Here is a 21,148-nt window from a genome sequence, read left to right as displayed (position 1 = left end):
TCTTCCTCCAGCCGCCTACCGGGAAGTGGGGGGGGTGAGACCCCGGCTCCGCGTGAACGCCGCGGACTCGGCGGTTCCTTCACTGTTCATCCCGGTTGGATGATCACCTGCATGAAGGTTCGAGGCCTGACCTTAGTAACCGAGTTGTGATCGCTTCAAATCCTCACGGGAAAAAACTGCGTCACCGACCCCATCCTTTACCAACATCACACAGGCAGTAAGCGCCATTTGACGCTCAGATACGAATCGGCGCCGTTTTTCCCGGCGTCAGGTACGGGCAAGTCGCTTGAGAAGCAACGCCGATGCGACCGGCCGCGCGCCGGCCTTCGCCACACCGTCGGCCACTTCCCGGTCCGTGGAGACCACGACCACCGGACGGCCGGGCGGTTCGGCCCTTACCAGCTGACGAATCAACTCATCGGCCGTTACGCCCGGTTTGCTGAACAGCACCCGCACCCCGCGCGGCGGCGCGAGCAGCACCGGCGCCGCGAGTTCCGCACCGTCGAAGACACACGTCATCTCCGCCCCGGTCTGCGCCGCCAGCACCGCCAGCCCGCCCAGCAGCCGCAGCCGCTGCTTGTCCAACGGCATCGTCGGATAGCCGGTCTTGGTGACGTTGTAGCCGTCCACGACCAAGTGGGCCTGCGGCAGGGCCAGAAGCTGGTCGAGCAGCGCCGGATCCATGTCCGAGAGCGCGCGGGTCGCGATGTCCTTCGGTGTCATCCGGCCCGGCTCGACCGCCTCGACGGTGTCCGCCGGATGCACATTGGCCGGCGGCAGCGCCAGCTCGCGGCGCAGCCCCTGCGCGGCGTCAAGGACGGTGTCCAGCAGCAGCCGCAGCCGCATGTCCTCGACGCTGCGCCCCTCGCGGGCGGCCCGCCGGCTGGTCTCCAGCGCCCCCTCGACCTCGCCGACCCGGGCCTTGAGCCGGCGCAGCTCGCTGTCCGCCGCGGTCTTCTCCGTCGCCGCCCGGTCCCGGGCCTCCGCCAGCGCTGCCTCGGCCTTGCGCACCGCCGCCTGGCCGCGCTTGACGTCGCTCAGCGCGCTGCGCAGCTTGCGCTGCAGCGAGTCGTTCTCCTTGCGGGCGGCGTCCAGGTCCACGCGGACGCGGTCGACGTCCGTACGGGCTTCCGTACGCGCCTGCGCCAATTCCTCGCGCAGCCGGGCCAGCTCCCGCTGGGCCTCCTCGCCCGCCCGCTCGGCGCGGGCCCGCTGGGCCTCCTCACCGGCTGCGGCGACGAGCTTGACCCAGCCGTCGGGGCGCATCACATAGGCCGCCGCCGCGACATCCAGCGGGTCGGCGGCGGCGGGCGGCGTGCCGTGGTCGAGGGCCTCGGCGAGTTCCGGCTGGGATTCGCGCAGCTTGCCTGCGATCCGCTGCCGGAAGACCGCGTCGCTCTCCAGCGCCGAAGCCATCGCATTACCGGCGAATTTGGCCCGACGGGTCGGGGTGAAACGGGCGTACTGCCGCAAGGGGGGCGGCAGTTCGGCGATCGTCAGACCGCCGAACGACTCCGCGGCGAGCGCCACGACGCGGCGCCGTACGCCCTCGGGCAGCGGACGGTCGAGCACTTCTTCGGCCGCACCCTCGGGTGCGTCGTCATGCTCCGCCCCCGGCTCCCCTTCTGGACGCTCCACCACGGCTGCATCGCTCCGTTCTCAGGCGCTCGCGCCCGGCCGGTCGACCAGCTCGATCTGGTCGACCGCGTTGCACCAGCGGCAGCGCACGGACTCGATGCTCTCACTCAGGACGTCGCGCTCCTCCACCTTCGGCTCCCCGGCCAGGTCGAGGTGGACGTACTCCACGACCTTGGACTGTCGGGTCACGTCGAAACGGGTGAGGTTGCCGCACAGGGTGCAGCGCCACCGGGTCTCGGCCGTCGGCAGGGGAAGCGCCATCGTGTCGTCCTCTTTCGTGCTCGTGCTGCGGTGGCTCACGCGGTGCGCCGTCGGAACGCGGAGGTACGCAAAGTACTGCCTGTAACCCTACGGCCTGATGGGGGGCCGGTGCGGGCCGTGCCCAGGAGCCGGGACGCGGCGAGGCACTCTGTCCCGATTGCCCGCATTGAGTCATGATCACTTCATGATGGCGCCGTCTCCCTCCCCTGGCTCCTCCCCTTCCTCGCCCCGGCCCCCCGCACTCCCCCGGCCCGCGCACCCGGCCCGGTCGCTGCGGGCGGTGTTCTCACGGATGACGAACGTGCTGATCGGCCTGTGCTGCGCGGTCTTCGTGATCGGGCCCGCCTCCGGTCTCAACCGGATATACGGCACCGGCGACGCCCTCATGCAGGCCCAGACCGCCTACTTCGAGCGCTGGGGCGTGATCCCGCTCGACCTGTGGAGCGGCTCCGTCGCCGCACTGGCCACCCCGCTCACCGCGCTGTTCGTCCACGGCAGCTGGCTGCACCTGCTCGGCAACATGCTGTTCCTCTACGTGTTCGGCGCGATGGCCGAGGCGCGGATGGGCCGGCTGCCCTTCACCGTCTTCTACCTCGTCACCGGCTATCTGGCGCTCCTGGGCTACGCCGCCGCGCACGCCGCCTCGGGACAGACCCTGGTCGGCGCGTCCGGCTCGATCTCCGGCGTGCTCGGCGCGTTCCTCCACCTCTTCCCCAAGGCCCGCGTCACCAGCGTCTTCCCGTTCCTCTTCTTCCTGCCGTTGCGCTTCCCCGCCTGGATCGTGCTGCTGTTCTGGTTCTTCCTCCAGTGGCAGGCCGCCCAGGACGACCCCAACGGCCCCGGCGTCGCCTACCTCGCCCATGTGGTGGGCTTCGCCCTCGGCTTCCTCTACGCGTGGGTGCGCTACGGGCGGGATACTGTGGGGGCCACCAGGGTGAACGAAGCGGCGACCGAGGGAGAGAGCCAGCAGTGATCACGTCGATCGTGCTCATCAAGACCAGCGTGGACCAGATCCCGGAGATCGCCGAGAAGATCGCCGCGCTGGAGGGCGTCAGCGAGGTCTACTCCGTCACCGGTGCGCACGACCTGATCGCGATGGTGCGGGTCGCCGCCCACGACGACCTCGCCGATGTCATCCCCGGCCAGATCAGCAAGGTGCCCGGCGTCTCCTCCACCGAGACGCACATCGCCTTCCGCACCTACTCCCAGCACGACCTCGAAGCGGCCTTCGCGATCGGGCTCGACGCGTAGGCACTGCTCTTTTTGGGGCTCCCCCACATTTTCGGCTGTCCCGCCGTAGCGGTTGATCGTGGTTGATCGCCATCGCGCCCGCGGCGGGCCGGTGCCGCCGCGCGGGGGCTGCCAGGCCCATTGGGTGTGGTGAAGGACCGGTGGGAGTGGCACGTCAGGGTCCGGGCCCCGGCGCGTGCGAAGGCAGCCGCGCCCGCCCCCACCGGCCCGCCGCGGGCGCAAGGGGAGCAACCCCCGCGGCGGGACAGCCGGCGACGTGGGACGTCAGCCCGCGCTGCGCGCGGGGACGCAACGCCCGTCCTCGGTGCGGTAGTTCCACCGGGCCCCGTCCGCGACGAGTTCCTTGACGGCCCGCACGAACCGCTCGATGTGCTCGTCGGGCGTCCCCGCCCCGAAGCTGACCCGGATGGCGTTCAGCGACCGCTCACCGGGCGCCGCCTCCGGGGCGCCGCACTCGCCCTGCTCGCCCGGCTCGCCGCCCAGGAGGGTGCGTACGAGCGGGTGCGCGCAGAACAGGCCGTCGCGCACGCCGATGCCGTACTCCGCGGACAGCGCGGCCGCGAAGTGCGAGCTGTTCCAGCCCTCGACGACGAAGGAGATGACGCCGACCCGCGGGGCGTCGTCGCCGAAGAGGGAGAGCACGTTCACCTCGGGCACCTCGGCCAGGCCCGCCTGGACCCGGGCGATCAGCGTCCGCTCGCGGGCGACCAGATCGTCGAACCCGGCCTCGGTCAGTGCCTGGCAGGCAGAGGCGATGGAGTAGGCGCCGATGACATTGGGCGAACCGGCCTCGTGCCGGGCGGCGGTGGTGTGCCACTCCACGTCCACGCCGCCGTCCGCACGCCGCGCGACCTTGCGGCTGGCGCCGCCGCCCGCGAGGTACGGGTCGGCGTCCTGCAGCCAGTCCGCGCGGCCGGCCAGCACCCCGGCGCCGAACGGCGCGTACAGCTTGTGACCGGAGAAGGCGACCCAGTCGACGTCCAGCGCGTCGATGTCGACGGGGTGGTGCGGGGCGAGCTGCGCCGCGTCCAGGACGATCCGCGCGCCATGGGCGTGCGCCGCGGCCGCCAGCTCCTTGACCGGCCACAGCTCACCGGTCACATTCGACGCCCCGGTCACGCACACCAGCGCCGGGCCATAGGGCTCGCGCTCCGCCAGCGCCTTCTCCAGGGTGTCCACGGCCTGCTGGTGGGTGCGCGGCGCGTTGAGGTACGTCACCTCGGTGTCCGGGCGCTGTTCCCACGGCAGGAGCGAGGCGTGGTGCTCGGTCTCGAAGACGAACACCCGGGTGTGCGCCGGGAGCGCGGCCGCCAGCAGGTTCAGCGAGTCGGTGGTGGAGCGGGTGAAGACCACCTGGTCCTCGGCGCGGCAGCCGAGGAAGTCCGCGATCGTCCGGCGGCTGTTCTCGAACAGGTCGGTGGAGAGCTGCGAGAGGTAACCGGCGCCACGGTGCACGCTGCCGTAGTACGGCGCGTAGCCGGCCACGTCGTCCCAGACCCGCTGCAGGGCGGGCGCGCTGGCCGCGTAGTCCAGCGCGGCGTAGTCGACCTCTCCACCGGTCACGAGCGGGACGAGGACATCCCGGCCCAGAACCGGCAGCGGGGCACAAACGGAACGGTCAGCGGCAACGACGGAAACAGACATGGCGAACTCCCGTGAGAGACAAGCGAATGCGCTGCGAAAAGGGCGCACGGCAGCAGGCCGCGGCGGCGCAGCAGAAAGAAAAAGGGGGCGGAAAAGGGGCCGTCAGGCCCTATCGCATTCGCTGAATCATGAAGAGATCTCCCTCGAGGACCAGGATCCCTGGCGAGGGATCCGCGCTTGCCGCAGACCTCGCTGCCTGCGGCCTGGTCATCACCCGGGGCACCCCGCCACGGAAGGAGGGTTGCCGGACAGCGGGCCGGGGCCATATCGCTGTCACTCGTGACCTGGGCAGAATCATGCCACACGAGCAAAAAGGCGCAAGGCCCGGTCCGTATGACGGACTGAGCCCTGCGTCACACCCTGCGTCACCGGCCGCTCATGTGTACCGGCGGTTCAGCGGCACCGGCGGTTCATGCGTTGCTGGCCGCCACCCAGCGCTCCAGCGCCCGCTTGGCCGCACCGGAGTCGATCGAGGCGGCCGCCTTGCCGAGGGCCGCCCGGATCTGCTCCGCCAGCGGTGCGTCGCCCGGCTCCAGCGCCACCAGCGCCGCCGCGGAATTCAGCAGCACGGCATCACGCACCGGGCCCGTCTCCCCGTCCAGCAGCCGGCGCGCCACATCCGCGTTGTACGACGCGTCGGCGCCCCGCAGCGCCTCCACGGGCACCAGGGGAATGCCGACGTCCCGCGGGTCGAATGCCTCCGCGCGCACCACGCCGTCCCGTACGACCCACACCCGGGACGTCGCGGTGGTCGTCAGCTCGTCCAGACCGTCGTCACCGCGGAACACCAGCGCCGACGAGCCGCGCTCGGCCAGCACCCCGGCCATGATCGGCGCCATCCGGGCGTCCGCGACGCCCGTCGCCTGGGCGCGGACCTTGGCGGGATTGGTCAGCGGGCCCAGCACATTGAAGGTCGTGCGGATGCCCAACTGACCGCGGGCGTTGGCGACATGGCGCAGCGAGGGGTGGAACTTCACCGCGAAGCAGTAGGTGATGCCCGCCTCCTGCGCGACCTCGGTGACCCGCCGCGGGGTCAGATCGAGATTGACGCCCAGCTTCTCCAGCACGTCGGAGGCGCCGCTGGCCGAGGACACCGCACGGCTGCCGTGCTTGACGACCTTCGCGCCGGTGCCGGCCACCACGATCGAGGCCATCGTGGAGATGTTGACGGTCTTCGCGCCGTCGCCGCCGGTGCCGACGATGTCCACGCTCGGACCCGGCACCTCGATCAGCCGGGCGTGCTCGTACATCGCGCGCACCAGCCCGGTGATCTCCGCGACGGTCTCGCCCTTGGCCCGCAGCGCCACCGCGAACCCGGCGATCTGCGCGTCGCTGGCCTCGCCCCGCATGATCCGGTCCATCGCCCACGCGGTGTCCGCGGCGTCGAGGTCACGGCCTTCGAGCAGGGCGTCCAGCATGCCCGGCCAGGTGTGGGCCGCCACGCTGTCGCCGCCGACCGGGGTCACAACGTTCATGGTCCACACTCCTGGTTTGTCTCTGCTTATGACGTCACCCTACCGAGCCCCGGACATGCCGGAGGGCCCCGTCCACATTGGGTGATCCCCTGCCCGGCCGAAGCCGGGAACGTGGGGAAGGACGGGGCCCTCTGGGTGGCGTTACACCCTGCTCGGCGCCCTGGGGGCGCCGCGGGGATCAGTGGTGGCCGTGGCCGCTGGTGATCTCCTTGTACTCCTCCGCCGTGGGCTTCGGAATGACGTTGTCCTCGCCGTAGTACGACTTGGAGAGCTTGGCGCGCAGCTTCCGCGAACGCGACACCTTGCGCTCGACGCCGTTCTCGTCGACCTCCGGGCCGAGCTCCAGGGGCTTGGGCTGCTCGTGCTGCGTGAGCACGTGCAGCTGCTCCTGGTCGAGCGGCTCGTGGACCTCGACGAACTCACCGTGCGGCAGGCGCTTGATGATGCCGGACTCGCGTCCGTGCAGCACCTTGTCCTTGTCCCGCCGCTGCAGACCCAGGCAGATCCGCTTGGTGGCGATGAAGGCGAGCACCGGCCCGACGAAGAACCCGATCCGGACGAACCAGGAGATCGAGTTGAGCGACAGGTGGAAGTGCGTGGCCCACAGGTCGTTGCCACCGCCGATGAGCATCACGAAGTACGCGGTCAGCCAGGCCACACCGAAGCCGGTGCGGGTCGGGGCGTTGCGCGGACGGTCGAGCAGGTGGTGCTCGCGCTTGTCACCGGTGATCCAGGACTCGACGAACGGGTAGACCGCGATCGCGACCAGAACCAGCGGGAAGATCACGATCGGGATCAGCACACCGAAGTTGACGGTGTGGCCCCAGAAGTTCCACTCCCAGCCCGGCATCACACGCACCAGACCCTCGGCGAAGCCCATGTACCAGTCGGGCTGGGCGCCGGTGGACACCTGATCGGGCCGGTAGGGGCCGATCGCCCACACGGGGTTGATGCTGGCGACCGCGGCGATCACCGAGATCACGCCGAAGACCAGGAAGAAGAAGCCGCCCGCCTTCGCCATGTAGATCGGCAGCAGCGGCATGCCCACGACGTTCTTGTTGGTCTTGCCGGCACCCGGGAACTGCGTGTGCTTGTGGTAGAAGACCAGGATCAGGTGCGCCACCAGCAGGCCGAGCATGATGCCCGGCAGCAGCAGCACGTGCACCGTGAAGAACCTCGGGATGATGTCGTGCCCCGGGAACTCCCCGCCGAAGATGAACATCTGCAGGTACGAACCGACCAGCGGCATCGCCAGGATGACTCCCTCGATGAACCGCACGCCGGTGCCGGAGAGCAGGTCGTCGGGGAGCGAGTAGCCGGTGAAGCCGGTGAACATGCCCAGCACGAACAGCAGGAAGCCGAACAGCCAGTTGACCTCACGCGGCTTGCGGAAGGCGCCGGTGAAGAACACCCGCATCATGTGGACCATCATCGCGGCCAGGAAGACCAGCGCCGCCCAGTGGTGAATCTGCCTTATAAGGAGACCACCGCGGACGTCGAAGCTGATGTCCAGCGTCGACTCGAAGGCCTGCGTCATCCGCACCCCGTGCATGGGCACGTAGGAACCGTGGTAGGTCACCTCGGCCATGCTCGGGTGGAAGAACAGCGTCAGGTAGACACCGGTCAGGATGATGATGATGAAGCTGTAGAGCGCGACCTCACCCAGCATGAAGGACCAGTGGTCCGGGAAGATCTTGCGCATGTTGGACTTGGCGAGGCTGTAGATGCCCAGCCTGCCGTCCGCCCAGTCAGCGACCCGCTCGCCCGCGGGCGCCTTGCCGCGGCGCGGGGTTGCCGCGCCAGTCTCGTTACTCATCCGCGCTCCCAGAAGCTCGGGCCGACGGGCTCCTCGAAGCCGCTTGCGGCCTCAAGGAAGCCGTCCTTCACCGTGATGTGCAGCTGCGGCAGGGCATGGCCCGCCGGACCGAAGATCACGCGGGCGCCGTCCGCCAGGTCGAAGGTCGACTGGTGGCACGGGCAGAGGACGTGGTGCGTCTGCTGCTCGTACAGGCTGATCGGGCAGCCGACGTGGGTGCAGATCTTCGAGAAGGCCACGATGCCGTCGTGCGACCACTCGAGTTCGTGCTTGTCCTTGATCTCCTGCGGCTGAATCCGCACGAGCATCAGGGCGTCCTTGGCGATCTTCTCGGCGAAGTCCTCGCTGTCGTCCTCCAGGCCCTCGGGCTTGGCGAACGTCAGGGAGCCGACGGCGATGTCCTCGGGACGCAGCGGGAGGTTCGTCGACTGGTTGACCAGCCGGATGCCCTTCCGCCAGCCGGTGGTGCGCAGCTTCGTGCCCGGCAGCGGACCGAGGTCGCGCAGCAGGACGACGCCGGAGAGCGGCACCAGGGCCAGCGCACCGAACATCGTGTTGCGGATCAGCTTGCGGCGCCCGAACCCGGACTCCTTGGCACCCTGCGCGAAGTCGGCCAGAACTTTGGCCTTGACCTCGGGCTCGGCCTCGATCGGGTGCCGGTCGTCGGCGACCTCTTCGTCCGACATCAGCGTGCGGGCCCAGTGGACCGCGCCGGCGCCGATGCAGAAGAGCGCCACACCGAGCGTCAGGCCGAGCGCGAAGTTCAGCGCGCTGACGTGACCGAACGGCCAGATGTAGACGATCTTGTCGATCGGGAAGATCACGTACGAGGCGATGAAGCCGACCGTCGCGAGCATGGACAGCAGGAAGAGGAAGGCCACCGCGCGCTCGGAGCGCCGGGCCGCCTTCTCGTCGATGTCCTGGACGCGGTGTTCGTGGGCCGGCAGACCCGGGTCGGCGAACGGGTTCTCCGCCGGCTTCACCACACCGTCGTGAGCCGTCTCCCGCTCACTGGGAAGGGTTTCTTCTGGCACGTCTTCGTGTCGTCCAGTCTCACTCATGACTTCTTGGCCTTCGTAGTCCGGGCTGCGACCCAGATGGCGACACCGATCAGCGCGCCCATGCCGGCGATCCAACCGAAGAGGCCCTCGCTGACCGGTCCCAGGCCGCCGAGGTCCAGGCCACCGGGGCTCGGGGTGTCATCGCCGTTGACCGCACCGAGGTACGCGACGATGTCCTTCTTGTTGTCCTTCGACAGCGAGCCGTCGCCGAAGTTCGGCATGTTCTGCGGGCCGGTCTCCATGGCCTCGTAGATGTGCTTCGGGTCGACCCCGTCGAGCTCCGGTGCGTACTTGCCGTTGGTGAGGGCGCCGCCCTTACCGGTGAAGTTGTGGCACTGCGCGCAGTTGGTGCGGAACAGCTCGCCACCCTTGCCGATGTCGGCGCCGTCGGAGCTGTACTGCTCCTTGCCCGGAACGGTGGGGCCCGCGCCCAGCGACGCGACGTACGCGGCGAGCTGGTCGATCTCGGCCTGGTTGTAGATGTTCTTCTTCGCCGGGACCTGGGCGCCCGGCTGCTGGGCCGGCATACGTCCGGTGGCCACCTGGAAGTCGACGGCTGCGGCGCCGACGCCGACCAGGCTCGGTCCGTCGGAGGTGCCCTGACCGCCGGTGCCGTGGCAGCTTGCGCAGCCCACGGCGTAGAGCTTCTTGCCCTCCTTGATGGCAAGAGACTGGGCGGCGTCATCGGCCTGAGCCTTGTCCGCCGGCGCGAACGCGGCGTACAGCCCCCCAGTGACCGCCAGCGCGAAGAGTAGGACGACGAGCGCCGCCAGCGGATGGCGCCGTCGTGCGGAGAGCTTTTTCACGGATTACCCCGGTGTCAGGATTTTCTGCGTCGATGCTTTGGCTATGTCTGAAATGCGGGTCCGGTCAGGACCGGGTTACCGGATCAGGTAGATCGTGGCGAAGAGGCCGATCCAGACGACATCGACGAAGTGCCAGTAGTAGGACACGACGATGGCCGCGGTGGCCTGCGTGTGGGTGAACCTCTTGGCCGCGTACGTCCTGCCCAGGACCAGCAGGAAGGCGATCAGACCGCCCGTCACATGCATGCCGTGGAAGCCGGTGGTCAGGTAGAACACGGATCCGTACGGCCCGGAGGAGAGCGAGAGGCCCTCTTCCTTGACCAGATCGGTGTACTCGAAGACCTGACCGCCGATGAAGATCGCCCCCATGATGAAGGTGATCACGAACCACGTCCGCAGCTTCTTTACGTCGCCACGCTCGGCCGCAAAAACACCGAGCTGGCACGTCAGAGAGCTGAGCACCAGGATCGTTGTGTTCGTCGCGGAGAACGGAAGATTCAGCGCATCGGCGGATTCCTTCCAATACTCGGCTCCGGTCACCGATCGGAGGGTGAAGTACATCGCGAAGAGGGCCGCGAAGAACATCAGCTCGGAACTCAGCCAGATGATGGTTCCGACGCTGGTGAGGTTCGGCCGATTGACCGACGGGTGCGCGTGCCCGGTTTCTACTGTCGTTGCTGTCGCCACGACCGACATTATGTCGGTCGCTTATCCCGCCCTCACTCCGGGGGGTGCCGTTCGGTGTGTCAAGGGCGTATGCCCTGCTCGTACGGGCCCTTCCCACGGTCGCTCGAAGGGGGGAAGTACGGCCGCGGCGTGGGGCCCCGGACGCCGCGCCGACCAGTCCTGACGGCGCGTTGGGCAGATCTTCGATCCGTCCGAACCCTCCTGCGCGCCCCCCGTGCGGGAGTAGCATCCGCGCAAACGTCCCACCCGATGCTGTGCCGCTACGAAGCGTGGAGGAACGATGCAGGCGACTGCCACGGTGCTGGTCTACAGCGACAACGCCAACACCCGCGAGCAGGTCCGGCTGGCGGCCGGCCGGCGGCCCGCCGCCGATGTTCCGCAGATCGAGATCCTGGAGTGCGCCACCCATCCCGCCGTCCTGGAGGCCCTGGAACAGGGCGGCATCGACGTCTGCGTGCTGGACGGCGAGACGGCGCCCCTGGGGGGTATGGGCGTCTGCCGGCAGATCAAGGACGAGATTTTCCACTGCCCGCCGGTGCTGCTGCTCATCGGCAGGCCGCAGGACGCCTGGCTGGCGACGTGGAGCCGCGCGGACGCCGCCGTGACCCATCCCGTGGACCCGGTGGCGTTCGCGGACTCCCTGGCCGCACTGCTGCGTACGAAGCACCTCACACAGGCCTGAGCGGCCGCCTGAGGGCCCCTCAGACCTGCGGGCGCAGCCGGGCAGCATCCGCGGGTTCCCGCTGCTGCTCGGCGGCTCCTGTGGTGTCGGAGGCCTTGTTCTTCAGGGCGCTGCCGTCGCGCCATTCCTTCCAGGGCATGTTCCAGTCGCCGAAGCCGTTGTCGAACGGCGTCATCTTCTCGCCGCCGCTGTTGATGACCGAGACGAGGTCGCCGACGCGGACGGTGTTGAAGAACCACTGGGCGTTGCCGGTGGACATGCCCGTGCAGCCGTGGCTGACGTTGGCGGCGCCCTGCGATCCGACGGACCACGGCGCGGCGTGCACATACTCACCGCTCAATGTCACCCGGGTGGCCCAGTAGACCGGCAGGTCATAGGAATCCGAACTCCCGGCGGCGATGCCGACCGTGGCACTGCGCATACGTACGAAGCTCTCCTTGCCGAGCACGACCTTGACGCCGTTGCGCGTGGAGAAGCCGGGCTTGCCGGTGGTGACGGGGATGGTGTTGATCTCCTCGCCGTTGCGCAGCACCGTCATCTGGTGCGAGCCCGCGTCGGTGATGGCCTCCACCCGGTCGCCCGTGGTGAGCTTCACGGGCTTCGCGGGGCCTCCGTAGAGCCCCTTGGAGATCTTCAGGCCCTGCAGGTTGCTGTGCACCGAGATCGTGGCGTGCGCCGGCCAGTACTCCTTCGGGCGGAAGTGCAGCGACTTGCCGTCCACCCAGTGCCAGGTGCCCTGGACCCGCGGTGTGGAGTCGACCTTGAGGGCGCTCTCGACGACGGCCCGCGCCTTCGCGTCATTGACCGGCTTGCTGAGTTCGGCGGTGACCGGCTGACCGACGCCGTACTCACCGGTTTCCGGGCCGAAGGTGACCCGCAGCCGGGAGTCCGCGTCCGTGGTGTCGACCACCAGGGTCTTGCGGCCGGGCGTGCCGTCCTCCTCCTCGGTGCTCACCCGCACCGTGTAGCGGGTGCCCGCGGCCAGCGGCACGGTGGTGTGCCACCGCTTGCCGTCGGCGGTCAGTTCGCCGCGGATGTACCGGCCGGAGGCGTCGGTGGCGGTCACGTCGGTGATCCGCGCCTCGTCACCCTTCGCGGTGACCTCAAGCGGCTTGTTGGGGTCCGCTTTCTGCTTGCCTTCGGGAATGTTGGCCGAGATCTGGTCGGCCGCGTCATAGGGCTGGGCGGAGAGCGGTTCCGACGACGAGCCCCCGCAAGCGGTGGCGCTCACCGCAAGGGGCACGAGCAGGAGGCCGCAGCTCAGCACCGTCCGGGTTCGAGGTCTGTAACTCATGCCCCAAAAATATGAAGAATCCCCCGTTTCAGCGCGCTGGAGGACTGCAAATGGGGACGGCCCCCACAACCAAAGGGGCGGGCCCGGACACCTGTTGAGGTGTCCGGGCCCGCCCCCTGAGCGCGTGGGCCGCGCTCACTGTGTGCGGTTCTCACCCCGGTAGTACTCGAAGACCCAACCGAAGAGGCCGACGAAGATGATCGGAGTCGAGAAGTAGAGCAGCCACCAGCCGAAGACGACGCCCAGGAAGGCGAGCGCGCCACCGATGGCCAGGGACAGCGGCTGCCAGCTGTGCGGGCTGAAGAAGCCCAGCTCGCCGGCGTCGTCCGAGACCTCGGCGTTCTCGTCGTCCTGTGCGCCCGCGTCGACCCGCCGGGCCGTGAAGGCCAGGTAGTAGCCGACCATGATGCACAGGCCGAACGCGAGGAACAGCGCGGTGGTACCCGCGGGCTCCTTCGACCAGACGCCATAGACGATCGCCATGGCGAGGACGAAGACAGCGAGCCAGATGAACATCTTGCCCTGGATCTTCACTTGCCCGCCTCCTTGCCGCCGGCGAGGGCCTTGTCATCCTCGGAGCCGTGGCCGTTCTGGAGTGCGTCCAGCGCGGCGATCTCCGGGTGGTGCAGATCGAATGCCGGGGATTCGGAACGAATACGCGGCAGGGTGAGGAAGTTGTGCCGCGGCGGCGGGCACGAGGTCGCCCACTCCAGCGAACGGCCATAGCCCCAGGGGTCGTCGACCTCGACCTTCTTGCCGTACTTCGCCGTCTTCCAGACGTTGTACATGAAGGGCAGGATCGACAGGCCCAGCAGGAACGAGCTGATCGTCGAGATCGTGTTCAGCGTCGTGAAACCGTCCACCGCGAGGTAGTCGGCGTAACGCCGCGGCATGCCCTCGGCGCCCAGCCAGTGCTGGACGAGGAACGTGCCGTGGAAGCCGACGAACAGCGTCCAGAACGTGATCTTGCCGAGCTTCTCGTCGAGCATCTTGCCGGTGAACTTCGGCCACCAGAAGTGGAAGCCGGCGAACATCGCGAAGACGACGGTGCCGAAGACGACGTAGTGGAAGTGCGCCACGACGAAGTACGAGTCGGAGACGTGGAAGTCCATCGGCGGCGACGCGAGGATGACGCCGGTCAGACCACCGAAGGTGAAGGTGATCAGGAAGCCGATCACCCACAGCATCGGCGTCTCGAAGGACAAGGAGCCCTTCCACATCGTGCCGATCCAGTTGAAGAACTTCACGCCTGTCGGCACCGCGATCAGGAATGTCATGAAGGAGAAGAACGGCAAGAGCACGCCGCCCGTCACATACATGTGGTGCGCCCAGACCGTCACCGAGAGACCGGCAATCGAAATCGTGGCCGCGATCAGACCGATGTAACCGAACATCGGCTTCCGGGAGAAGACCGGAATGACCTCGGAAACGATGCCGAAGAACGGCAGCGCGATGATGTACACCTCTGGATGCCCGAAGAACCAGAACAAGTGCTGCCAGAGCAACGCTCCGCCATTTGCCGCGTCGAAGACATGTGCCCCGAATTTCCGATCCGCCTCCAGCGCGAACAGCGCGGCGGCGAGCACGGGGAAGGCCAGCAGGACCAGGACACCGGTCAGCAGGACGTTCCAGGTGAAGATCGGCATCCGGAACATCGTCATGCCAGGGGCGCGCATGCAGATGATCGTGGTGATGAAGTTGACCGAACCGAGGATCGTGCCGAAGCCCGAGAAGGCCAGACCCATGATCCACATGTCGGCACCAACGCCCGGCGAACGCACCGCGTCCGAGAGCGGCGAGTACGCGAACCAGCCGAAGTCCGCCGCACCCTGCGGGGTGAGGAAGCCGGCCACGGCGATCAGCGAGCCGAAGAGGTAGAGCCAGTACGCGAACATGTTCAGCCGCGGGAACGCCACGTCGGGCGCGCCGATCTGCAGCGGCATGATCCAGTTCGCGAATCCGGCGAACAGCGGCGTCGCGAACATCAGCAGCATGATCGTGCCGTGCATCGTGAACGCCTGGTTGAACTGCTCGTTCGACATCAGCTGCGTGCCCGGACGGGCCAGCTCGGCCCGCATGAGCAGCGCCATCAGGCCGCCGATGCAGAAGAACGCGAACGACGTGACCAGATACATCGTGCCGATGGTCTTGTGGTCAGTGGTCGTGAGCCACTTCACCACAGCGATACCGGGTTGCTTCTGGCGTACGGGCGGTGCTGCCGGAGCCGTGTCGGCGGCGGCACCCTGAGGTTCGTTGAGGATGCTCACTTGTTTTTGGTCTCCGCGTTCCTGGCGTGATCCGTCTGCTTGATGCCGGACGGCAGGTAACCGGTCTGGCCCTTCTTCGCCAGGTCCTTGAGGTGCTCCCGGTACTTCTCGGGGGAGACGACCTTGACGTTGAAGAGCATCCGGGAGTGGTCGACGCCGCAGAGCTCGGCGCACTTGCCCATGAAGGTGCCCTCCTTGTTGGGAGTCACCTCGAAGACGTTGGTGTGGCCCGGAATGACGTCCTGCTTCATCAGGAACGGCACCACCCAGAAGGAGTGGATGACGTCACGCGACGTCAGGACGAACTGGACCGTCTCGCCCTTGGGCAGCCACAGGGTGGGACCCGGGTTGCCGTTCTGCGGGTTCCGTGAATTCGGCGTGCCCTGGTCGTAGACGCCGTCAGCGCCGGCCGGAGCACCCTTCTTCCACTTGTCCGGGATCCCGTCGAGAGCCGGGGAGTCGATATTCGTGGTCGACTTGCTGCCGTCCACGTTCTCCAGATAGTTGAACGCCCAGCTCCACTGGAAGCCCACCACATTCACGATGTGGTCCGGCTTTTTGGAAGTCTTGAGGATGGCGCTCTCATCACGCGCGGTGAAGTAGAAAAGCACCGCGATGATGATGAACGGGACGATCGTGTACAACGCCTCGATCGGCATGTTGTAACGCGTCTGTGCGGGTACCTCCACCTTGGTCCTGCTGCGGCGGTGGAAGATCACGCTCCAAATGATCAGGCCCCACACCAGCACGCCCGTTGCGAGGGCGGCGGCCCAGGAGCCCTGCCAAAGAGAGAGGATCCGCGGCGCCTCGTCGGTGACGGGCGTTGGCATGCCGAGGCGGGGGAAGTCCTTATATGTGCAACCAGTCGCGGTCGCCAGGACCAGGCCCGCAGCAAGCACCTGCGGCAGCTTCCGCCGCATCGGGCGCCGCGACGAGCGGTCGGAGCCGTTGGGACTCACGTAGCGCCTTCCCGAGAGTCTCGCCCGCGAGACCGGCTGCGGCCGTCTCGCTGGTCGGTCGCCGGCCCTGGCACGGGCAGGGGTTTGGATGTTTATGCGGACCAAACCCTACTGGACGCTATTTGGGGTCGCGCGGGGAGGGTGCCCAACGCGCCGCGTCGCACCCCGAAGGGGTGGCGGGAACCTCGCCGGCGACCCCTCCCGGACCCGATCGGCCGCTCCCACCTGGCATCTGACGGCGTGCCCGGCATCCTCTCCCCCGCGGCCGCCGGGCCCCTGCCGAGGACCCGGGGCCGGGCGCCGGGCCGGGGGCACCTGCGGCGCCGGCCAGGGGGGCTACCGTCTCGTACGTGCCCTACTTCGACGCCGCGTCCGCCGCCCCTCTGCACCCCGTCGCTCGGGAGGCGTTGCTCGCCTCGCTGGACGAGGGCTGGGCCGATCCGGCCCGCCTCTACCGCGAGGGGCGGCGGGCCAGGCTGCTGCTGGACGCCGCCCGGGAGGCCGCGGCGGAGGCCGTGGGCTGCCGCCCGGACGAGCTGGTTTTCACCCCGTCGGGAACGCGGGCCGTGCACACCGGAATTTTCGGCGCGCTCGCGGCACGTCGGCGTGTCGGCGGCCGGCTGCTGCACTCCTCCGTCGAGCACTCCTCCGTCCTGCACGCCGCCCAGGTGCACGAGGCGGGCGGCGGCACGGTGTCGGAGGTGGCCGTGGACCGTACGGGCCGGGTGGCGGCCGGTGCCGTCGCGGCAGCGCTCACCACGGACACCGCGCTGGCGTGTCTGCAGTCCGCCAATCACGAGGTGGGAACCGAACAGCCGGTCGAGGAAGTAGCCGCGCTGTGCCGGGAGGCCGGGGTGCCCCTGTTGGTGGACGCGGCCCAGTCGCTCCCCTGGGGTCAGGTGCCCGGCGCCTGGTCCCTGCTGACCGCGAGCGCCCACAAGTGGGGCGGACCGCCCGGCGTGGGGCTGCTGGCGATCCGTAAGGGCACCCGCTTCGCGGCCCAGGGGCCCCTGGACGAGCGGGAGTCGGGCCGTGCCCCGGGCTTTGAGGACATCCCGGCGATCGTGGCCGCCGCCGCGTCCCTGCGGGCGCTGCGCGCGGCGACGGAGAGCGGGCCGGACGAAGCGGGCCGGCTGCGGCAGCTGGTCGAGCGGATCCGCGGCCGGGTCCCGGAGCTGGTGCCGGACGTGGAGGTGGTCGGCGATCCCGTCCGCCGCCTTCCGCATCTCGTCACCTTCTCCTGTCTCTTCGCCGACGGGGAGGCCCTGCTGCACGAACTCGACCGTGCGGGCTTCTCGGTGTCGTCCGGCTCGTCCTGTACGTCCAGCACCCTGACGCCGAGCCATGTGCTGCGCGCGATGGGCGTGCTGTCCGAGGGCAATGTGCGCGTCTCGCTCCCCCTCGGTACGCCGGAGGCGGAGGTCGACCGCTTCCTGGAGGTGCTGCCGGAGGCGGTGCGTTCGGTGCGCGAGCGGCTGGGCGTGCCGGCCGGGGCGCCGGCCGCTCAGGAGCCGGCGGGGGCTGCCGGCCCGGACAGCGGGGAGCTGGTGGTCGACGCCCTCGGCAAGCGCTGCCCGCTTCCGGTCATCGAGCTGGCGAAGGTGATCGGCAGGGTGCCGGTCGGCGGCACGGTGACGGTGCTCTCCGACGACGCGGCGGCGCGGCTGGACATTCCCGCCTGGTGCGAGATGCGCGACCAGGAGTTCGTCGGCGAACGGCCCGCGCGGGAGGGCACCGCGTACGTCGTGCGGCGCCGGGCCTGAAACGGAACGGGCGGGGACGCGATGAACGCCCCCGCCCGCCGTGCATGGTGTGCGTCACGCCAGGTGGGCGCGGACCTCCTCGGCGGCGTCGTCGCCGTACGCCTTGGTGAAGCGGTCCATGAAGTGGCCGCGGCGCAGCTCGTACTCCTGGGTGCCCAGGGTCTCGATGACGAGGGTGGCGAGCATGCAGCCGAGCTGGGCGGAGCGCTCCAGGGGCAGGCCCCAGGCGCGGCCGGCCAGGAAGCCGGCGCGGAAGGCGTCGCCGACGCCGGTGGGGTCGACCTTGGCGTCCTCCTGGGGGACGCCGACCTCGACGGTCTCCTCGCCGGCCCGCTCGATGCGGACGCCCTGGGCGCCGAGGGTGGTGACGCGGGTGCCGACCTTGGCCAGGATCTCCTCGCCGCTCCAGCCGGTCTTGGACTCGATCAGGGCCTTTTCGTACTCATTGGTGAAGAGGTACGTGGCGCCCTCGATGAGGACGCGGATGTCCTCGCCCTCCATGCGCGCGAGCTGCTGGGAGGGGTCGGCGGCGAACGGGATGCCGCGCGAGCGGCACTCCTCGGTGTGCCGGATCATCGCCTCGGGGTCGTCGGCGCCGATCAGGACCAGGTCCAGGCCGCTGACGCGGTCGGCGACCGGCTGCAGCTCGATCTGGCGGGCCTCGCTCATCGCGCCGGTGTAGAAGGACGCGATCTGGTTGTGGTCACTGTCGGTGGTGCACACGAAGCGGGCGGTGTGCAGCACCTCGGAGATGCGGACCGAGGCGGTGTCGACGCCGTGCCGGTCGAGCCAGGCGCGGTATTCGGCGAAGTCGGTGCCGGCGGCGCCGACCAGGATGGGGCGCAGGCCGAGCAGGCCCATGCCGTAACAGATGTTGGGGGCGACTCCGCCCCGTCGGATGTCGAGGCCGTCGACCAGGAAGGAGAGGGAGACCGTATGCAGCTGGTCGGCGACCAGCTGGTCGGCGAAGCGGCCGGGAAAGGTCATCAGGTGGTCAGTGGCGATGGAGCCGGTGACTGCGATGCGCACGACGGGTCTGCTCCTGCGGATGGCGTAAGGGGCGGGCGGACGGTGTGCCACGCTACCCGGTCGCCCTGGAGCCTCCTACCTGGCAAATCTACCCAATAGTAGGGCTTTCTTCGCAGGCCGTGGGGTGCGTACGGTTCCGGTATGACCAAGCATGTGAAAGCCGTCACTCCCGCTTCGTCCGCCGGCAAGGCCACGTCCGGCTCCGCACGGCACCGCCCGGCGGCGGATCCGGAGTCGCTCGACCAGCTGCGCGGGGACTGCGCGCGGATGGCTCCGCACTGGAATTCCGGGCGGCAGGCGGGTCCGCCACCGGGCCGGGCGGCGGATCTGCACGGCATCAAGGTCTCGGCGTCCTCAGCTGCGCTTGTGGACGGTATGTCCGAGTACGGCGACTGAGGAATCACCCGCAGGGAACCGTAAGCACCCCCGGCCCGTCCCATCGGCGTCCACCTCACGGAGGATGGAACGTCAGATGTTCAGCGGAGCCGAAGGAGCGATGCGGTGAACACCGAGGACACCACCGACAACCCGAACCCCACGGAGCGCAGGCGGCGCACACCGTTGGTCGTCGCCTCGATGGCCGCTGCGGTACTCCTCGCCGGGGGCGGCGCGGCGTACTGGGCCTCGTCCGCGTCCAGCAGCGAGGACGCCCCGGCGGGCTCGGCGGCGAAGGGCGACCCGCCCCCGCTCGCGCTCGACGGCTACACCGGCGGCGGGATCGCCGCCGGTGAGCCCAACCCGCAGGGCGCCAGCTACCGCGCCGTGGAGAAACTGCCCCAGGGGCCGGACTCCGCGCCCGTCTACCGCCCGAAGGGGCAGATCGGCCAGGACGCGGTCATACGGCTGGCGAAGGCCCTGGATGTGGCCGGAAAGGTCCGCTCCGAGGGCAACACCTGGAAGGTCGGCGGGCTGACGCGGGACGCCCGCAGCCCCGTACTCCAGGTGAACAAGACCGGCTCGGGCTCCTGGACGTACTCGCAGTACGGCACCCCGGGCGGCACGAACTGCGCGCTGCCCGCCTCCCCGAAGGCCGGTTCGGGCAGCGCGTCCGGCGGCAACGGCCCGTCGTCGAGCAAGCCCGGCTGCCCGTCCTACCGCGGTGGCGGCGGCGACGCCTCGACCGAGGACGACGGCAGCGGCAAGGGCGCGGTGTCGCAGGAGAAGGCGAAGCAGGCGGCCGCGCCGGTCATGACGGCGCTCGGCCAGAAGGGCGCGAAGCTCGACGCGAGCGGGCTGTCCGGCGCGGTGCGGATCGTCACCGCCGACCCGGTGCTCGGCGCTCTGCCGACCTACGGCTGGCAGAGCGACCTCCAGATCGGTTCGGACGGTCAAGTGGTGGGCGGCAGCGGTCAGTTGGCGAAGCCCGTCAAGGGTGCCGTCTATCCGGTGCTGAACGCCGACAAGACGCTGGACCGGGTGAATTCGCGCGATGGCCGGAGTCCGGCGGGCGACTGCCCCTCGCCGCCGAACGGGAAGGGCGCCGACGGCAAGATCGCGCCGTGCGAGCCGTCCCCGACGAAGGCGCAGAAGCCGGCCGAGGTGACCGGCGCGGTCTTCGGGCTGGCGGTGCAGTACGTGGACGGCCGGCAGGCACTGGTGCCGTCGTGGCTGTACCAGGTGCGCCAGCCGGGCGCGGGCCAGGACACCGCGTCGACGGTCGCGCACCCTGCGGTCGACCCGAGGTTCCTGGCGCACCGGGACGGCGACAGCGCGTCGCAGAGCCCGGACCGGTCGCCGAAGAAGCCGTCCGGCAAGCCCGGGGCGATGGCGCTGGAGGCCTATGGCGTCAGTGACGGCGGCAAGAAGCTGACGCTGCACTTCTGGGGCGGCGTCTGCAGCACCTACTCGGTGAGCGCCGAGGAGTCCGGGAAGACCGTGCGGACCAAGGTCGTCGGCAAGGACAAGAAGCCGGGCCAGATCTGCGTGAAGATCGCCAAGGAGTTCACGAAGACGGTGACGCTGGACAAGCCGCTGGACGGCCGCAAGGTGGTCGATGTGTCGACCGGCGAGTCCGTGCCGAAGCAGTGAGCACGGGCGGCCCGGCGGACGCCTGAAACGACGAAGGCGGCGCTCCCCCATTCGGGGGGGCGCCGCCTTTTCGTACCCGCTGACTCTTAGCTGAAGGAGTCGCCGCAGGCGCAGGAGCCGCTGGCGTTCGGGTTGTCGATCGTGAAGCCCTGCTTCTCGATGGTGTCGACGAAGTCGATGGAGGCACCGCCCAGGTAGGGGGCGCTCATCCGGTCGGTGACGACCTTGACGCCGTCGAAGTCCTTCACGACATCGCCGTCGAGCGAGCGCTCGTCGAAGAAGAGCTGGTAGCGCAGTCCGGAGCAGCCGCCGGGCTGGACCGCCACCCGCAGCGCGAGGTCGTCACGCCCCTCCTGCTCCAGCAGGCCCTTCACCTTCGACGCGGCCGCGTCGGACAGGATGATGCCGTCGACCGTGGTCTCGTCCTGAACGCTCATCTACATCTCTCCCGGGTTGTACGGACCGCTTGTCATCGGATGCACCCTGC

General features: G+C 69.2%; 20 protein-coding genes and 1 riboswitch. Of the genes, 6 read left to right on the top strand and 14 right to left on the bottom strand.

Annotated elements, in window-relative coordinates:
• Positions 1-267: 267 nt before the first annotated feature.
• Positions 268-1,641: an NYN domain-containing protein gene (locus ACIRQ7_RS15585; RefSeq protein WP_404262811.1), complete on the bottom strand. Its 1,374-nt coding sequence runs from the start codon at positions 1,639-1,641 to the stop codon at positions 268-270.
• An 18-nt stretch (positions 1,642-1,659) separates the two neighbouring features.
• The gene (locus ACIRQ7_RS15580; protein ID WP_401476045.1) at positions 1,660-1,899 is read right to left on the bottom strand and encodes a hypothetical protein; all 240 of its coding nucleotides are present in this window, start codon (positions 1,897-1,899) and stop codon (positions 1,660-1,662) included.
• A 292-nt stretch (positions 1,900-2,191) separates the two neighbouring features.
• On the opposite strand from ACIRQ7_RS15580, the gene ACIRQ7_RS15575 reads away from it, so the two are divergent.
• Positions 2,192-2,872 carry a rhomboid family intramembrane serine protease gene (locus ACIRQ7_RS15575; RefSeq protein ID WP_404262810.1) on the top strand — a complete coding sequence of 227 codons (681 nt, stop codon included), beginning with the start codon at positions 2,192-2,194 and terminating at the stop codon, positions 2,870-2,872.
• Complete coding sequence (locus ACIRQ7_RS15570; protein ID WP_401476051.1) at positions 2,869-3,150, top strand: Lrp/AsnC family transcriptional regulator; 282 nt, start codon at positions 2,869-2,871, stop codon at positions 3,148-3,150. Before ACIRQ7_RS15575 ends, ACIRQ7_RS15570 begins: the two co-directional genes overlap by 4 nt.
• A 264-nt stretch (positions 3,151-3,414) precedes the next feature.
• On the opposite strand, the gene ACIRQ7_RS15565 is transcribed toward ACIRQ7_RS15570, so the two are convergent.
• From ACIRQ7_RS15565 to ACIRQ7_RS15540, 6 genes are all read right to left on the bottom strand, one after another.
• The gene (locus ACIRQ7_RS15565; RefSeq protein ID WP_404262808.1) at positions 3,415-4,794 is read right to left on the bottom strand and encodes an aminotransferase class V-fold PLP-dependent enzyme; all 1,380 of its coding nucleotides are present in this window, start codon (positions 4,792-4,794) and stop codon (positions 3,415-3,417) included.
• Between the two features lie 168 nt (positions 4,795-4,962).
• Positions 4,963-5,079: riboswitch (SAM riboswitch) on the bottom strand.
• A gap of 125 nt (positions 5,080-5,204) precedes the next feature.
• On the bottom strand, positions 5,205-6,269 hold the full coding sequence (gene trpD / locus ACIRQ7_RS15560; protein ID WP_401476057.1) for an anthranilate phosphoribosyltransferase: 1,065 nt from the start codon (positions 6,267-6,269) through the stop codon (positions 5,205-5,207).
• A 178-nt stretch (positions 6,270-6,447) separates the two neighbouring features.
• Positions 6,448-8,085 carry a cytochrome bc complex cytochrome b subunit gene (locus tag ACIRQ7_RS15555; protein WP_401476060.1) on the bottom strand — a complete coding sequence of 546 codons (1,638 nt, stop codon included), beginning with the start codon at positions 8,083-8,085 and terminating at the stop codon, positions 6,448-6,450.
• Entirely contained in the window at positions 8,082-9,146 is a 1,065-nt protein-coding gene (locus ACIRQ7_RS15550) for a Rieske 2Fe-2S domain-containing protein (RefSeq protein ID WP_401476063.1), read from the bottom strand. Before ACIRQ7_RS15550 ends, ACIRQ7_RS15555 begins: the two co-directional genes overlap by 4 nt.
• Positions 9,143-9,952, bottom strand: coding sequence for a c-type cytochrome (locus ACIRQ7_RS15545; protein WP_404262805.1), 810 nt, complete (start codon positions 9,950-9,952; stop codon positions 9,143-9,145). Before ACIRQ7_RS15545 ends, ACIRQ7_RS15550 begins: the two co-directional genes overlap by 4 nt.
• 75 nt (positions 9,953-10,027) lie before the next feature.
• The gene (locus ACIRQ7_RS15540) at positions 10,028-10,648 is read right to left on the bottom strand and encodes a heme-copper oxidase subunit III (RefSeq protein WP_401476069.1); all 621 of its coding nucleotides are present in this window, start codon (positions 10,646-10,648) and stop codon (positions 10,028-10,030) included.
• A 271-nt stretch (positions 10,649-10,919) separates the two neighbouring features.
• Between ACIRQ7_RS15540 and ACIRQ7_RS15535 the strand changes: the two genes are divergently transcribed.
• The gene (locus ACIRQ7_RS15535) at positions 10,920-11,321 is read left to right on the top strand and encodes a hypothetical protein (protein WP_401476072.1); all 402 of its coding nucleotides are present in this window, start codon (positions 10,920-10,922) and stop codon (positions 11,319-11,321) included.
• 19 nt (positions 11,322-11,340) lie between these two features.
• Here ACIRQ7_RS15535 and ACIRQ7_RS15530 read toward each other — a convergent pair whose 3' ends face one another.
• From ACIRQ7_RS15530 to coxB, 4 genes are all read right to left on the bottom strand, one after another.
• Positions 11,341-12,615 carry an Ig-like domain-containing protein gene (locus ACIRQ7_RS15530; protein WP_401476074.1) on the bottom strand — a complete coding sequence of 425 codons (1,275 nt, stop codon included), beginning with the start codon at positions 12,613-12,615 and terminating at the stop codon, positions 11,341-11,343.
• 135 nt (positions 12,616-12,750) lie between these two features.
• On the bottom strand, positions 12,751-13,149 hold the full coding sequence (locus ACIRQ7_RS15525) for a cytochrome c oxidase subunit 4 (RefSeq protein WP_401476077.1): 399 nt from the start codon (positions 13,147-13,149) through the stop codon (positions 12,751-12,753).
• Positions 13,146-14,882 (bottom strand): cytochrome c oxidase subunit I, encoded by a 1,737-nt coding sequence (ctaD, locus tag ACIRQ7_RS15520; protein ID WP_401476080.1) that lies wholly within the window; start codon positions 14,880-14,882, stop codon positions 13,146-13,148. The genes ACIRQ7_RS15525 and ctaD overlap by 4 nt, the downstream gene beginning before the upstream one ends.
• The gene (gene coxB, locus ACIRQ7_RS15515) at positions 14,879-15,841 is read right to left on the bottom strand and encodes a cytochrome c oxidase subunit II (RefSeq protein ID WP_401476083.1); all 963 of its coding nucleotides are present in this window, start codon (positions 15,839-15,841) and stop codon (positions 14,879-14,881) included. The genes ctaD and coxB overlap by 4 nt, the downstream gene beginning before the upstream one ends.
• Positions 15,842-16,191: 350 nt before the next feature.
• Here coxB and ACIRQ7_RS15510 point away from each other — a divergent pair, with 350 nt between their 5' ends.
• On the top strand, positions 16,192-17,604 hold the full coding sequence (locus tag ACIRQ7_RS15510) for a cysteine desulfurase/sulfurtransferase TusA family protein (protein ID WP_404262802.1): 1,413 nt from the start codon (positions 16,192-16,194) through the stop codon (positions 17,602-17,604).
• A 54-nt stretch (positions 17,605-17,658) separates the two neighbouring features.
• Here ACIRQ7_RS15510 and ACIRQ7_RS15505 read toward each other — a convergent pair whose 3' ends face one another.
• Positions 17,659-18,633, bottom strand: coding sequence for a carbohydrate kinase family protein (locus ACIRQ7_RS15505; RefSeq protein ID WP_401476089.1), 975 nt, complete (start codon positions 18,631-18,633; stop codon positions 17,659-17,661).
• Between the two features lie 141 nt (positions 18,634-18,774).
• Here ACIRQ7_RS15505 and ACIRQ7_RS15500 point away from each other — a divergent pair, with 141 nt between their 5' ends.
• Complete coding sequence (locus ACIRQ7_RS15500) at positions 18,775-19,029, top strand: hypothetical protein (RefSeq protein ID WP_401476092.1); 255 nt, start codon at positions 18,775-18,777, stop codon at positions 19,027-19,029.
• A gap of 105 nt (positions 19,030-19,134) precedes the next feature.
• Positions 19,135-20,661 carry a hypothetical protein gene (locus ACIRQ7_RS15495; protein ID WP_404262800.1) on the top strand — a complete coding sequence of 509 codons (1,527 nt, stop codon included), beginning with the start codon at positions 19,135-19,137 and terminating at the stop codon, positions 20,659-20,661.
• An 86-nt stretch (positions 20,662-20,747) separates the two neighbouring features.
• Here ACIRQ7_RS15495 and ACIRQ7_RS15490 read toward each other — a convergent pair whose 3' ends face one another.
• The gene (locus tag ACIRQ7_RS15490; RefSeq protein WP_401476097.1) at positions 20,748-21,098 is read right to left on the bottom strand and encodes a HesB/IscA family protein; all 351 of its coding nucleotides are present in this window, start codon (positions 21,096-21,098) and stop codon (positions 20,748-20,750) included.
• Positions 21,099-21,148 lie beyond the last annotated feature (50 nt).

Source organism: Streptomyces sp. NPDC101393, assembly GCF_044767385.1.
Classification (GTDB): domain Bacteria; phylum Actinomycetota; class Actinomycetes; order Streptomycetales; family Streptomycetaceae; genus Streptomyces.
This window is presented reverse-complemented; position numbering and strand designations above follow the sequence as displayed.